The sequence below is a fragment of the Streptococcus vestibularis genome (assembly GCF_900636445.1).
Taxonomy (GTDB): Bacteria; Bacillota; Bacilli; order Lactobacillales; family Streptococcaceae; genus Streptococcus; species Streptococcus vestibularis.
The window spans coordinates 965,922-980,985 of the sequence record NZ_LR134275.1 but is presented as its reverse complement, the minus strand read 5'-3'; the positions used below and the strand labels follow the sequence as shown (position 1 = coordinate 980,985).

The window sequence follows — 15,064 nt, the reverse complement described above, 5'->3', positions numbered from 1 at the left end:
GTTCGTTCTTTATTAATGTTAAAACGACGATTCACATATATAACGACAAATGTCGAACACTATCTTGAAAATAGGAGACATTCATGAAAAAACTTAGCAAACTTGGTGTTGTTCTTTTGGCATCAGGACTTTTATTGACGGCTTGTGCCAAATCTGGTAATTCAAGTAATTCAAGCTCAACTAACTCAAAACTCACAGCCAGTGAGCAAAAGCAATTGAATCAGGCCACAAGTGATTATAAGACTTTCGTAGAAGGCGAAATTGATCAGCTTTTGAAAGATACTGAAGGATTCAGTGAAACCCTCAAGTCAGGAAATCTTGAAGAAGCTAAGAAACAATACCCATTGATTCGTATGGCTTACGAGCGTTCAGAGCCGATTGCAGAAAGCTTTGGTGAGTCTGACGTGAAAATCGACTACCGTTTGGTTGATTACATGGACGAAAATAAATCAGAAGACGGTTGGTCAGGGTTCCACCGTATCGAACGTATCATGTGGCAAGACAACACGACAGAGGGTACAGCTGCCTATGTGGATCAATTAGTCAATGATATCAAGGAACTAAAGGCTAAAATCGCAACTGTTAAAGTCACTCCAGATATCATGTTGACAGGTGCTGTTGATCTTCTTAACGAAGTAGCAACTCAAAAGATTACAGGTGAAGAAGAGGTCTTCTCACACACTGATCTTTATGATTTCCGTGCCAATATTGAAGGTGCAGAAAAAATCTTTGAACTCTTCAAGCCATTGATTGAGAAGAAAGATGCTAAACTTGTTAAGACTTTGGAAACAGAATTCAAGAATGTTAATGGTCTCTTAGATAAACACATGACTGATGAGAAAAACTATAAGTCTTATACTGATTTGAGTGAAGCAGATACTAAGGAATTGGCCGAAGCTGTAACGAAACTTGGTGAACCATTATCACAAATGGGTGTTATCCTAGATGGGAAATAAGAAAAATGACTGACGAAAAATTTTTAGATAAAAAAATGGACCGTCGTGAATTTCTTAAAAAAGCAGGTATTGGAGGAGCTGGGCTTGCGCTTGGTCTTTCTGGTGCATCTGCTTTTTTCGCTAATCAGGATAGTTCAACAAAAAAGGCCCTAGACGGGGATGAAGATATTAGTTTCTTTGGAAAGCACCAGGCTGGAATTACGACTCCTATGCAGAAGGCTTGTTATTTGGTGGTTCTAGATCTTCGCACGACCGATAAAAAAGAAGTGATTCAGCTCTTTAAGGACTGGACAGATTATAGTAGTAAATTAGTAGAAGGTGAACTAGTTAAAAAGGATGGTTCTAATGCCCTCTTGCCTCCTACGGATACAGGCGAAACGGTGGGACTCAATCCCTATCGCCTGAGTCTGACTTTTGGAATTTCGGCTGATTTTCTTAAAAAACTTGGTTTAGAATCCAAACGTCCTAAGCTCTTCCGTGATTTGCCTCCATTTCCTAAGGAGCAGTTGCAGGACAAGTATACGGGTGGAGATATCGTTATTCAAGCCTGTGCAGATGATGAACAAGTGGCATTTCATGCTGTTCGCAATTTGATTCGCAAAGGTCGTAATAAAATTACCATGAAGTGGAGCAAATCAGGTTTTGCTGCCATTGGAGACCGCAAGGAAACGCCACGAAATCTCTTTGGCTTCAAGGACGGTACTGCCAATGTTACGACAGAAAAGGAATTCGACAAGGTGGTCTGGACCGATAGTAAAGATTGGATGAAGGGTGGTTCTTATATGGCTCTTCGTCTGGTACAGATGCACTTGGAAACTTGGGATCGTACCAATTTGCAGGAGCAGGAAAATACCTTTGGTCGTTACAAGGAATCAGGTGCACCCTTTGGAAAGAAAGATGAGTTTGACGAAGTAGATTTGTCAAAACTTCCAGTCGATTCACATGTCCGTTTGGCTAAAGAAGTGAACCTTCCTATCTTACGCCGTTCCTATTCCTATTCAGATGGCATTGATGAGAGAACTGGCCAGTTTGATTCAGGTTTGATTTTCATTGCCTACCAGAAGGATCCCGACCGTTTTGTTAAAATTCAGACCAATCTTGGTGCTGTAGACAAGATGAATGAGTACATCACCCATATCGGAAGTGGGCTCTTTGCTTGCTTTGCAGGCGTGGAGAAAGGAGGCTACCTTGGTCAAGCACTCTTTGAATAAACTCCTCGTTTTACTTGGGCTTCTGGCCTTATTCTGTACTTATCCAGTAGCTGCTGAATCTTACAGTGATCTTTTCATCAAAATCACAGATACGACAACAGCTGTTCAAAATAAAGATCAAACAAAAGCTAATGAATTGGTTAGTGAGATTAAGTCTGATTTCGAAACTAAAGAAAATCACGATTCCAAGGCTGGTCGAAAAGTTAGCAAGGCTCTTGATATTAAGGGAGATGTGACAGAAGAGGACTTAACCGCCATCTCGTCAGCCCTTCTTAAATTTGAGAAAGAGCAAAATCCTGTTGATTTAGACGCAGAGAAGGAAAAACTTGAAATTCACCTAAATCCTTATTTCAAGAACTTACAGGATGCCATTAATGCCAAAGATTTGATTGTGACACGAAAAACTTACAGTGAATTAAATAATGCTTGGACGCGAAATGAAGCTGTTGTCCGTGACCATAGTACTGCCTACTACGGTAAGATTGAGACCGCCATTTCACTATTAAGAAGTAGCATCGAGACAGAACCAACTGATTTCACTAGCATCCAGTCATCCTATGATGATCTTAAAGGGGGGATTGATGACTTTATCAAGGGTGTCCCTCTTGATAGCACTAGTACCAGTTTAACTCTTAAAGATGGTATTAAGCTCTTGAAAAAAGCTTTAGGTCAATTCCAATCGGGTGATGAAAAAACGGCTGCGGCCACTATGAAGAAATTCATCACTATTTGGCCAACCATTGAAGGAGATGTAAGCACAACTAATCCTAGCCTCTATACACGTGTGGAGAGTGAAACGCCTGTTATCATGGTTAAGGGAAAAGAAAAAGCTTATCAGGACAAACTCCAAGCTTTGATTACAGACCTATCTGCTATCGATACCAGTGCTTCTTACAATGCCTTTGATGCTATGTTAATTCTCTTGCGTGAAGGGGTTGAAGCCCTCCTCATCGTTATGGCCCTTGTGACAACTCTTAAGGCAGCTAAGATGCGTAAGGGACTCAAATGGGTATATGGAGGAGCCGTTTCTGGGGTATTAGCCAGTGCTGCTATAGCTGTCGTCTTGCAAGTTGTCTTTCCAGCAGTAACTTCGGGCTCTAACCGTGAAATTATTGAAGGTGGCGTTGGTATTTTCGCAGTTGCAATGATGATTCTCATTGGAATATGGCTCCATAGTAAGTCATCAGTCAAACAGTGGAATGACTTTATGGACCGCCAGATGAAGACGGTGACGGCTACTGGAAGCTTTGTATCTATGTTTGCCCTCAGTTTCTTGGCTGTCTTCCGTGAAGGAGCTGAGACAATCCTTTTCTATGTTGGTATTATCCCACGTATCACGACAGCTAATTTCTTGATTGGTATTGCTTCAGCTATTGCAGTTCTTGTTATCATTGCTGTGGCTATGACTAAGGCTAGTCATTATATTAAACCACACCGTATTTTCTTTATTTTAACCTGGTTGATTTATGCCTTGGCCTTCAAGATGCTCGGTGTCAGCATTCATGCCCTCCAGTTGACTAATATGATGTCCAATCATTTGATCACTGGTTTCCCAACCATTGATTGGGCTGGTATTTATCCAAGCTGGGAAGTCTTGATTCCACAACTTATCTTTATTGTTATTATTGCCTTTGTGACGGTGAGACAGCATGGCAAGAAGTAAGGATGAGATGACTATTGTTGAGCATCTGGTGGAGTTTCGGAGACGCTTCATGGCAGTAGTGTTTTGTTTTTTCCTAGTTTTTTGTATTACCCTGTTGTTTGCTGGGGAGCTCTATGCTTATCTGACTAGAGGGTTTGACAAGCCTTTATTGGTTCTTGGGCCTAACGATATTCTCTGGATTTACATTAATCTAGCAAGTCTCATGGCTTTTACGGTTACTCTGCCTTTCACGACCTACCAGATTTGGCAGTTTGTAAAACCAGGTTTGAGGGACAATGAAGCGCGTGCTATCTTTGCTTATATCCCAGCAACTTTTGTCTGTTTTGTATTGGGTTTGGCCTTTGGTTATTATTTTGTTAGTCCAGCTATCTTAGAAGTACTTTTAAAACTAGGAGAAGGGCACTTTAATACACAAATTACAGCACAGAACTACCTTAGTTTTTTACTGCATACGACAGTGCCTTTAGCAGTTCTCTTTGAACTTCCCGTAGTTGTGAGTTTTTTGACATCTATCGGCATGATAACACCAGTTTTTCTGACACACAATAGACGCTATGCTTACTTTATTCTCTTGGTTTTGGCGGTCATTCTAACACCAGCTGACTTTATCAGTGACCTGGCCATGACGGCACCCTTAATCTTGCTTTATGAAGTTAGCGTAACTCTAAGTAAGCTCATTTATAAACGTAAACAAAGAAAATATAAAGATAACTAGAAAGGAGATCTTATGGGAATTCTACGTGATATCGGAGCCCCAGGACTTATCATTATTGTCCTAGGTGCCCTCCTTATTTTCGGTCCTAAACGCTTGCCAGAACTCGGCCAATCCATCGGTAAAATGCTAGCCGAATTTAAAGCAGCTGTAAATAAGACTGATGAAGATAAAAAGGATCATGAGACTGAGAAGAAAGACTAGTTCCTAGATACTCTAGTTTCTTGACAATTCGAAGCTTTTATGACATAATTCACCTGTATTGAATAGTAAGTCTATATCATAGGCAAGAAAAGACCCCAGGCTAACTTCCACATAAGCTCGGGGTCTTTTTTAGGACTATCTATCCTTGTTTAACCACTTGTCGATCAGACGAAGGATAATATCGACCACAATGGGTCCGATGATAATTTTGAATAGTAAATCCATCATAGGCAATCCCACTTCCCTTCGTAGGCGGTGTCGAGGTGCCAAGGGATATTATATCATAGTTTGATAGAGATATCTTTAATAACTGTAAGGAAGTAAACGTTAGAATGTATTGCGATCATAACAAAAAAATCAGCTCTTTTGAGCCGATTTTTTATAGCTTACAAACTGATACGTTTTTCTGTTTCAGCGTCGAAGAAGTGACCTTTAGCAACGTTGAAAGTAAGGTTAACTTTCTCACCTGGATTGTGGAAATCACGTGCATCAACGCGAGCAGCAAACTCAGTTTCTCCAAGTTTTAGGTAAAGCATTGTCTCTGCACCGAGAAGTTCTGAAACGACTACTTCAGCATCAACATTGGCATCTGGATATACTTCTTGAACGATTGGACGACTAGAAACGTCTTCAGGACGGATACCAAAGATAACTTCCTTACCTTGGTAACCTGTTTCCCTTAAGATTTTAGCTTGACCTTCAGAAATCACAATATCCAAACCTTCAGAGTTAGTGATACGATTGCCATCAACTTTGACATTGAAGAAGTTCATGGCAGGACTTCCAATAAATCCAGCAACAAACTTATTAGCTGGCTCATTGTAAAGTTCTTGAGGAGTACCAATTTGCTCGATACGACCAATAGTACCAGAACCATCAGGATTCTTAGTTGAACTCATGATAACGATACGGTCAGCAAGAGTCATAGCTTCTGTTTGGTCGTGAGTAACGTAGATAGTAGTAGCCCCAATATTACGAGTAATCTTAGCAATTTCAGCACGCATTGTGACACGAAGTTTAGCATCCAAGTTTGAGAGAGGTTCGTCCATAAGAAAGACTTTAGCATCACGAACAATGGCACGACCCATAGCTACACGCTGACGTTGACCACCAGAAAGGTCAGCAGGTTTACGTTCCAAGAATTCAGTTAAGCCAAGGCTGGCAGCTGCTTCACGTACACGTCTGTCAATATCGTCTTTTTTATATTTACGAAGTTTTAGACCAAAGGCCATATTTTCATAAACAGTCATGTGTGGGTAAAGTGCGTAGTTTTGGAATACCATGGCAATGTCACGGTCTTTTGGTGATTTGTCATTAACCACTTCACCATCAATAGAAAGTGTTCCTTCTGTGATTTCTTCAAGACCAGCTACCATACGGAGTGTTGTTGATTTACCACATCCTGAAGGACCTACGAACACGATGAATTCTTTGTCTTTGATGTCGATACTGAAATCTTCGACAGAGTAGTGGGTTGCATTTGGGTATTTTTTATAAATTTTATCCAGTTTAAGAGTTGTCATATCATTTATCCTTTATTATTTAACTGATCCGCCGGTTACACCTTCAACATAGTATTTCTGCATGAAAATAAAGAGAAGAGTGATTGGGATGGCGATGATAATAGCACCTGCGGTAAATGGAAGGAACCATTCATTGATAGCGTCTTGGTTAAGCATTTGGTAGAGTCCAAGGGCAACAGTATATTTATCTTTAACGTCACCGAGGATAACAGATGCAAAAATGAAGTCTACCCAAGGTCCCATGAAGGCCATGAGGGCGGTGTAGACGATGATCGGTTTAGAAAGTGGTAAGGTAATCTTAGTGAAGATTTGAAGACGAGTTGCCCCGTCAATCATTGCTGATTCATCCAATGAGTAAGGAATGGTATCAAAGAAACCTTTCGCAATGTAGAAACCAAGAGCTGCCCCAGCAGAATAAACCAAAACCAAAGATGTCAACGTTTGTGTCAAATTGAGGGCCTTCAAAATATAGTAGACCGCAATCATTGACATGAAACCAGGGAACATATTAAGTACAAGCGCCAATTTTAAGAAGCCGTTTCTGTGCTTAAATTTAATGCGGCTAAGTGAGTAGGCCATCCCAACGGTAATCAAAGTTGAGAGGATACATGTACATGTAGCAACGATGAAAGTATTGATAAACCATTTCCCAAATGGATAAGCATCGCTGGTAAACAGTTTGATGTAGTTATTAAAAGTGTAAGTCTTAGGGAAGAAGTATGGTACGGCATTAGCTCCTTCACCACGGAAACTTGTAAGGAAGATCCAAATAATCGGAATCAACCAGATAACAGTTAGAACTGTCAATAGAATATAAGTACCAGTTAGATAAAGATTTTTCTTACGTTTCATTATTTAGCAGCCCCTTCCTTGAATGAAGATGATCTTGTGTAGGCCAAGAGACTGAATGTTGCAGAGATGGCAAAAATCAAGATACCGATAACAGATGCCAAGTTGTAGTCTTTAGCGCTAACAGTTAGTTTGTAGAGCCAAGTTACCAAGAGGTCAGTTGAACCTGCTTGATAGTATTCAGAGTTAGTAGGTCCACCGCCAGTAAGGAAGTAGATAACGTTGAAGTTATTAATATTACCGATGAATTGTTGAATCAAAGATGGTGCCATAATCAAGAGAATTTGTGGGAAAGTGATACTCTTGAAAATTTGGAATTTACTTGCCCCATCAATTTCAGCTGCTTCAATTTGCTCAGTTGGCAAGTTCATGATGATACCAGTTGCGACCAACATTGTAAATGGAATACCAATCCACATATTAACAAAGATAATAGAGAACTTAGCCCACAAGGGATCAGTCAAGAACGGAATAGGTCCGTTAGTGATATGCAAGGTTTGAAGTAAACCATTCAAAGGACCGTGGTCATTAAGGAAATTACGCATCAAAAGAAGTGATACAAATTGAGGAACGGCGATAGTGATAACGAATAGAGTACGCCATACTTTCTTGAATTTAAGCCCCTTAGTATTAAGCAAGAGGGCGAGAACAATACCAAAGAAGAAAGTAGTTGCTGTTGCGGCAACTGCCCAAATCAAGGTCCAAGTCAAAAGTGGGAAGAAAGTACCAGCCATACGACCTTGTAAAACTTCACCAAAACTTGCAAAGCCAACCCAATCGAAGAGTGATTTAGGGGCTGGGTGATTGTGGTCAAAGTTAGTAAAGGCCAAACAGACCATATAGATCAAAGGCAAGATTGTGAATAGCAGAACCCCAATCAAAGGGACAGTCATAAGCCCCATGTGGAAGCGACCGTCAGCCAAGGTCTTGAAGTCCTCGATAAAGTTCGGCACCTTGCGACCCGATTGTTTAAGAGCCATGAGATGGCGAGCACTCTTAAGGTTACACCAGTAAATATAAACGAAGACTGCACAGAAGATTAATGACGCAAGTCCAAAAATCAACAATAGCATAGAGTTGTCTCCAGCAACCTGAACAGTAAGTTTAACACCATTAACTTCCTTAACAGCCTCACCCTGTTCTTGAGTCCCCAAGCTAATCATCCCTTGAAGTGCAGGAATAATTTGTATAACGAATGCCGCTAGAAAGGCAATCTCAGAAAGGAGGAAGAGCAATCCCTTGGTAAACTGTTTGTTGACCAAGTTTGCCAATCCCATTACCAGAAAGGATAATTTGACATCCCATGTACCTTCTTTGAAGACCTGGCGCATAGGAGTTGTGTCGTAGATTGTTTGTGACATAGATATCTCCTCAGATAAATGTGTGATTAGTGATGGTTTCTATTTTGTCTACAAATAAGTGAGAAAGAGGCTAGGAACTTGACCTGCCTCTTTACCTCCTCATTTGTTAGGTTTCTTATTTAGCCGCTGCCAAATCTTTATCAAATTGTTGTAATTTAGTAAGGAATTGGTCTTCCTTGATTTTACCGTTATAAGCGTCACTCATAAGAGCAGCACTTTCAGTCCAGAAGACTGACATTTGACTAAGTTTAGGCATAACAGTTGTGTATTGCTCAGATGAACCCATAGTAATTACAGCTTGTGCAAGTGCATCATTTTTAACTGCTTCAGAAGCTTGAACTTCTTTATTAGCAGGGATGATGTGACGATCTTCATTAGTGAATTGGTTATTTTGACTGTCTTTGCTTGTCAAAGCTTGTGCCAATTGGTAAGAAGCAGCGATACGTTTAGCATTACCTTTAGAAGGTGTTTGGTTTACAGCGTAAAGTTTTACACCCATGAAGGCTTTTTGTTGAACATCTTGGCCACCGATATTAACTGTTGGATACACGGCAACACCAAGCTTGTCTTTGCCAACAGCTTTAGCAGCAGCTGCGTAATCCCATGGTCCTGATTGGAATGCATCAACTGAACCATCTTCGAATTTAGCCATCATGTTAGCTGAATCAACATTGACAAATCCTTTGTTGTCTTTTTGAGCTGCGATGAATTTAAGAACATTCACACCAGCCTCGTTACCCCAGTTAGTACCTTTCGCATCTTCACCGTTAGGACCAAAGAGAGTGTCACCAACTGAAAGGAAGAGAGGACCAGTTCCGTAAGCATTAACTTCTTTCAGGTTGCTACCAAATTTAGCTTTAGAAGTGATTGTTTCATACGATTTCACATCTTCTTCATTAAGCTTAGATTTGTTGTAGTAAGTAACTTGTGTTTCGATACCATATGGGAAGGCGTAGGTTTTACCTTTGTATTGAGCACCTTTGGCAGCTTGCTCAGTATCTTGCTCAGTAATTTCTTTTGAGTATTTCTCAGGAATCTCTTGGATAGCTCCAGCGTCCACCAATTTACCGAGTTGGTCATGTGGAAGTGAGAAGACATCTGCAGCAGTAGATGCATCTTTAGTCAAGTTTTCTTGAGCGTTTGGGTCTTCCATTTCTACCATATCAACTTTGTAACCAGATTTCTTTTCAAACTCTGCTACTGTATTTGAATAAGACTTCTTGGCACCAGTTGGAACCCAAAGTTTCAAAGTCTTGCTATCTGAACTTGAGCTTTTGCTTGAGTTTGAGCTACACGCTACCAAGAGCGAACCAGCTACAAGAAGTCCAGCACTACCAAGTAATACTTTTTGCCATTTTTTCATTTCTATGTCCTCCAGAAATATATTTTACGGTATATATTATGCAACCGTTTCCAACATCTGTCAAGTGTTTTCTAAAAAAAATTAAACTTTTTTTGCAAACGATTGCAAGAGCTGTTTATTTTAGTTATAATAATTCTTGTATTTTACGAATATAAAGAAATATTTATAAAAATGAGAGGAAAATAATGGCTACAATTAAAGATGTTGCTAAGAGGGCTGGTGTCAGCCCATCAACAGTAAGCAGGACCTTAAAGGATAACCAGGCCATATCAGAAGAAACCAAAGTTAAAGTAAGAGCGGCTATGGATGAATTAGGTTATGTACCAAACTCAGCAGCACAAATGTTGGCGACAGGCTTAACACATAGTTTAGGTGTTGTTCTTCCTCCCTTAACAGACCGTGAAAAAATTAGTCAACCATTCTATATGGAGATTCTAACAGCAATTAATGAAGAAGCTAGTTGCCATTCTCAGGTCATTAGTATTGCTACGGGTGCCACACTTGAAGAATTAGTTAAACAGGTCGAGCTTATGCATCGTCAAAAACGAGCTGATGGCTTTATCATTCTCTATTCAGAAAAAAAAGATCCAGTTAAAGACTACTTATTAAAAGAAAAAGTTCCTTTCGTAGTTGTTGGAGCAGCAGTTGATAATAATAATAAAGTAACCTATATTGATAATGATAATAAAGAACTTGGACAAGAAGCTGTTAGTTATTTAAGAACTAAAGGTCACCAAAAGGTTGGTTTTGTAACAGATGATCTTTTTGGTCAAGTAGGTCAAGAACGTTATCAAGGATATATTGAAGCGACTAACGAATTTAATTTAGAAGCTTATCCAGAACTTGTTTTTTCATCTAGAGTCATTGATTCATTGACAGAGAGTTTGCAATCTTATCAACTGACCGCCTTAATTGTTAAAGATGACTTGATTGCCCTACGGCTTATACACTGGCTAAATAATCAGGGAATCAGAATTCCCGAAGATTACGCCGTTATTTCTTTCAATAATTCGACTTTTGCTGAAATCATGCATCCTTTCCTAACTACCTATGACATTAATATTAAAGAACTGGGTAAGGAAAGCGTCCGAAGGCTATTGGATCTTCTTAAAAATCCTCATACTAAGGCACAGAAAATAACAATTCCATTTAAACTCATTGAAAGAGAAAGTGTCTCAACGAGATAAAAAAGGTTTAAATATTTACTTTTGGTTGGTAACTTAAGTTACCAACCATTTTTTATTACCTAGACAATTATTTTTCAGAAAATCCAGAGCGCAATTAAGTTAGTAGAAGAACTCACTAAATGAAAACGTTTATTTCACGAACGTTGATTTAAAGAGAAATAAAAAGTTTATATTTTTTTTGCTAAAAATTCTTGACTTGTGCAACCGTTTGCATTATAATCGTTAGTGTAAAAAATAATTTGAGGTAAACTTTATGAACAAACGAGCAAGCGGTGTTTTGATGCACATCACATCACTTCCAGGTGACTACGGGATCGGATCTTTCGGTCAAGCAGCCTACGACTTTGTTGATTTCTTGAAAGAAACAAAGCAAACATACTGGCAAATTTTGCCATTGACTACTACAAGTTATGGGGATTCACCTTACCAATCATTCTCAGCAGTAGCGGGAAACACACACTTCATCGATTTGGATTTCCTTATCCGTGACGGTTTCTTGACTGAAGCAGATGTTGAGGGTGTTGACTTTGGTTCAAATCCAGAGTTTATCGACTATGCTAAAGTTTACGAAGCTCGTCGTCCAATCCTTGAAAAAGCTGTAAAAGCAATCTTGGCTGACAAAAAAGAAGCTAAGAAGTTTGAAGCTTTCAAATCTGAAAATGTTAACTGGTTAGCAGATTATGCTGACTTCATGGCTATCAAAGAACACTTTGATAACAAAGCCCTTCAAGATTGGGATGACAAAAAAGCGGTTAAACGCGATGAGGCAACTCTTGAAAAACTTCGCAAAGAACTTGTTGATGTCATCACTTACCACCAAGTAGTACAATACCTCTTCTTTAGTCAATGGGCAGAGCTTAAAGCCTATGCTAACAAAAATGGTATTCAAATCATTGGTGACATGCCAATCTACATTTCAGCTGATAGTGTTGAAGTTTGGACTCAACCACACCTCTTCAAACTAGATGCCGAATGTAAACCACGTTACATTGCCGGCGTTCCACCAGATAACTTCTCAGCTACTGGTCAGCTTTGGGGTAACCCAATCTACGCTTGGGATAAACACAAAGCAGAAAACTATGCTTGGTGGGTCTTCCGTATTCAAGAATCATTCAAACTCTATGATTACTTGCGTATCGACCACTTCAAAGGTTTCTCTGATTTCTGGGAAATCCCTGGTGGAGATGAAACTGCTGAAAATGGTAAATGGGTTCCAGGACCTGGTTATGACCTCTTCAAAGTGGTTAAAGAAGAGTTGGGTGATCTTAAGATTATTGCCGAAGACCTTGGTAATATTGATGATAAGACACGTAAACTTCTTGCAGACTGTGGTTACCCAGGAATGAAGATTGTTCAGTTTGGTTTCTATGATACCACTGGAAACAGCATTGATATTCCACACGTATACACACACCACTCAGTGGCTTACACTGGTACACATGATAACGAAGTAATCAACGGTTGGTACGACAACTTGACACAAGAGCAACGTGATTACACTGATGCTTATATCAACCGTCGTCAAGGTGAACCAATCACACGTGCCCTTCTTCGCACACTCTTCGCAACAGTAAGTAACACAGCTATTGCGACTATGCAAGATATTCTTGATAAACCTGAAAATAGTCGTACAAACTTCCCTAACACAGTTGGAGAAAACTGGAAATGGCGTATGCTTCCAGGTGAAATCACCGTTGATAAGAAAGAATTTTTAACTGATATTACAGAAAGATATAATCGAGGAAATAAATAAAATGTCTACATTTACAAATTACGTTGAAGCGAAAAATAAAAATCTTAAAGAACTTTCAAACGAAGAAATCTACTACCTTTTGTTAGAATTTGTAAAAGAAGCAGCTGCCCCAAAACCTAAAAACGATAGCAAACGTAAAGTTTACTACATCTCAGCTGAGTTCTTGATTGGTAAACTTTTGTCTAATAACTTGATTAACTTGGGCATCTATAAAGATGTGAAAGCTGAATTAGCTGCTGCCGGAAAATCAATCAGTGAAATCGAAGATGTTGAACCAGAACCATCTCTTGGTAACGGTGGTTTGGGACGTTTGGCTTCATGTTTCATAGATTCTATGTCAACACTTGGCATTAACGGTGAAGGTGTTGGTCTTAACTACCACTGTGGTCTTTTCAAACAAGTCTTCAAAGATAACAAACAATATGCTGAACCAAACTACTGGATTGAAGATCAATCATGGTTGGTACCAACTGATATCTCTTATGATGTTCCATTCAAAAACTTCACATTGAAATCACGTTTGGACCGTTTGGATATCTTGGGTTACAAGAAAGAAACTAAGAACTACCTTAACCTCTTCGATATCAATGGCTTGGACTATGGCTTAATTGAAAAAGGAATCACTTTTGATCAAGACGAAATCCAAAAAAACTTGACACTTTTCCTTTACCCAGATGATTCAACTCGTAAAGGTGAGCTCTTGCGTATCTACCAACAATACTTCATGGTATCAAACGCTGCTCAACTTTTGATTGACGAAGCTATCGAACGTGGTTCTAACCTTCACGATCTTCCAGATTACGCTTACGTACAAATAAACGATACTCACCCATCAATGGTTATCCCTGAATTGATCCGTCTTTTAACAGAAAAACATGGATTTGAATTTGATGAAGCAGTATCAATCGTGAGCAAAATGGTGGGTTACACAAACCACACTATCTTGGCTGAAGCCCTTGAAAAATGGCCTCTTGATTACCTTGAAGAAGTTGTTCCACACCTTGTTGTTATCATCAAGAAATTGGACGCTATCGTTCGTGAAAAATTTGAAGATCCACGTGTTCAAATCATTGACGAACACAACCGTGTTCACATGGCACACATGGACATCCACTTCTCTACAAGCGTTAACGGTGTAGCAGCACTTCACACAGAAATCCTTAAAGCTTCTGAGTTGAAACCATTCTACGACCTTTACCCAGAACGCTTCAACAACAAAACAAACGGTATTACATTCCGTCGTTGGTTGGAATTCTCAAACCAAGAACTTGCTGACTACATCAAAGAATTGATTGGTGATGGTTATCTTACTGACGCAACTCAATTGGAAAAATTGGCTGCCTTTGCAGATGATCCAGCAGTTCACAAACGTTTGTCTCAAATCAAATATGATAACAAATTGGCTCTTAAACGTTATCTTAAAGCCAATAAAGGTATTGACCTTGACGAAAATTCAATCATCGATACACAAATCAAACGTTTCCACGAATACAAACGTCAACAAATGAACGCTTTGTATGTCATCCACAAATACTTGGAAATCAAAAAAGGAAATCTTCCAAAACGTAAAATCACAATCATCTTTGGTGGTAAAGCAGCTCCTGCCTACGTTATTGCTCAAGACATCATTCACTTGATCTTGTCACTTTCTGAACTCATTAATAATGATCCAGAAGTAAGCAAATACCTCAACGTCCACTTGGTTGAGAACTACAACGTAACAGTTGCTGAACACCTTATCCCAGCGACAGATATTTCAGAACAAATCTCATTGGCTTCTAAAGAAGCTTCAGGTACAGGTAACATGAAATTCATGCTTAATGGTGCCCTTACACTTGGTACAATGGACGGTGCCAACGTAGAGATTGCTGAATTGGTAGGACCAGAAAACATCTTCACATTTGGTAAAGACTCTGATACAATCATCGACCTTTATGAAAAAGCTGGCTATGTATCACGTGATTACTATGAAAAAGATGCAAACATCAAAGCAGCTGTTGACTTTATCGTAAGCGAAGACCTTGTTAAACTTGGTGATAAAGAACGCTTGGAACGTCTCCACAATGAACTTATCTCTAAAGACTGGTTCATGACATTGATTGACTTGGCTGAATACATCGAGAAAAAAGAGGAAGTCTATGCAGCTTACGAAGATCAAGAAGCATGGAACAAAAAAGTTGTTTATAACATCGCTGAAGCAGGATTCTTCTCATCTGACCGTACAATCGAACAGTATGACAAAGACATCTGGCACACAAAATAATATTCTAGTTGCATAGAAG

At 39.3% G+C, this 15,064-nt stretch carries 13 protein-coding genes; 8 read left to right on the top strand and 5 right to left on the bottom strand.

Going from position 1 to position 15,064, the window contains the following annotated elements:
• The first annotated feature begins 83 nt into the window (after positions 1–83).
• From efeO to EL076_RS04990, 5 genes are read left to right on the top strand one after another with little or no spacing between them, the layout of a single operon-like run.
• A complete protein-coding gene (gene efeO, locus EL076_RS05010; RefSeq protein ID WP_126429492.1) occupies positions 84–956 on the top strand; it encodes an iron uptake system protein EfeO in 873 nt (290 codons plus the stop codon).
• A gap of 5 nt (positions 957–961) precedes the next feature.
• Positions 962–2,167 (top strand): iron uptake transporter deferrochelatase/peroxidase subunit, encoded by a 1,206-nt coding sequence (gene efeB / locus EL076_RS05005; RefSeq protein ID WP_126429490.1) that lies wholly within the window; start codon positions 962–964, stop codon positions 2,165–2,167.
• Positions 2,145–3,830, top strand: coding sequence for an FTR1 family iron permease (locus EL076_RS05000; protein ID WP_126429488.1), 1,686 nt, complete (start codon positions 2,145–2,147; stop codon positions 3,828–3,830). The genes efeB and EL076_RS05000 overlap by 23 nt, the downstream gene beginning before the upstream one ends.
• Positions 3,817–4,545, top strand: a complete 729-nt coding sequence (tatC, locus tag EL076_RS04995) for a twin-arginine translocase subunit TatC (protein ID WP_126429486.1) — start codon at positions 3,817–3,819, stop codon at positions 4,543–4,545. Before EL076_RS05000 ends, tatC begins: the two co-directional genes overlap by 14 nt.
• A gap of 12 nt (positions 4,546–4,557) precedes the next feature.
• On the top strand, positions 4,558–4,746 hold the full coding sequence (locus EL076_RS04990) for a twin-arginine translocase TatA/TatE family subunit (protein ID WP_003092496.1): 189 nt from the start codon (positions 4,558–4,560) through the stop codon (positions 4,744–4,746).
• Positions 4,747–4,881: 135 nt separating this feature from the next.
• On the opposite strand, the gene EL076_RS04985 is transcribed toward EL076_RS04990, so the two are convergent.
• From EL076_RS04985 to EL076_RS04965, 5 genes are all read right to left on the bottom strand, one after another.
• Entirely contained in the window at positions 4,882–4,971 is a 90-nt protein-coding gene (locus EL076_RS04985; protein ID WP_232009695.1) for a type I toxin-antitoxin system Fst family toxin, read from the bottom strand.
• Between the two features lie 161 nt (positions 4,972–5,132).
• Positions 5,133–6,269 carry an ABC transporter ATP-binding protein gene (locus EL076_RS04980; protein WP_048788130.1) on the bottom strand — a complete coding sequence of 379 codons (1,137 nt, stop codon included), beginning with the start codon at positions 6,267–6,269 and terminating at the stop codon, positions 5,133–5,135.
• A 15-nt stretch (positions 6,270–6,284) separates the two neighbouring features.
• Positions 6,285–7,121, bottom strand: a complete 837-nt coding sequence (locus tag EL076_RS04975; RefSeq protein WP_003092671.1) for a sugar ABC transporter permease — start codon at positions 7,119–7,121, stop codon at positions 6,285–6,287.
• Positions 7,121–8,479: a carbohydrate ABC transporter permease gene (locus EL076_RS04970; protein ID WP_048788132.1), complete on the bottom strand. Its 1,359-nt coding sequence runs from the start codon at positions 8,477–8,479 to the stop codon at positions 7,121–7,123. The genes EL076_RS04975 and EL076_RS04970 overlap by 1 nt, the downstream gene beginning before the upstream one ends.
• A gap of 115 nt (positions 8,480–8,594) precedes the next feature.
• Positions 8,595–9,842 carry an extracellular solute-binding protein gene (locus tag EL076_RS04965; RefSeq protein ID WP_003092892.1) on the bottom strand — a complete coding sequence of 416 codons (1,248 nt, stop codon included), beginning with the start codon at positions 9,840–9,842 and terminating at the stop codon, positions 8,595–8,597.
• A 185-nt stretch (positions 9,843–10,027) separates the two neighbouring features.
• Between EL076_RS04965 and EL076_RS04960 the strand changes: the two genes are divergently transcribed.
• From EL076_RS04960 to glgP, 3 genes are all read left to right on the top strand, one after another.
• Positions 10,028–11,029, top strand: a complete 1,002-nt coding sequence (locus tag EL076_RS04960; RefSeq protein ID WP_003092528.1) for a LacI family DNA-binding transcriptional regulator — start codon at positions 10,028–10,030, stop codon at positions 11,027–11,029.
• Between the two features lie 253 nt (positions 11,030–11,282).
• Positions 11,283–12,782 (top strand): 4-alpha-glucanotransferase, encoded by a 1,500-nt coding sequence (malQ, locus tag EL076_RS04955; RefSeq protein WP_003097163.1) that lies wholly within the window; start codon positions 11,283–11,285, stop codon positions 12,780–12,782.
• Position 12,783: 1 nt separating this feature from the next.
• Positions 12,784–15,045: a glycogen/starch/alpha-glucan family phosphorylase gene (gene glgP / locus EL076_RS04950; protein WP_003097164.1), complete on the top strand. Its 2,262-nt coding sequence runs from the start codon at positions 12,784–12,786 to the stop codon at positions 15,043–15,045.
• Positions 15,046–15,064 lie beyond the last annotated feature (19 nt).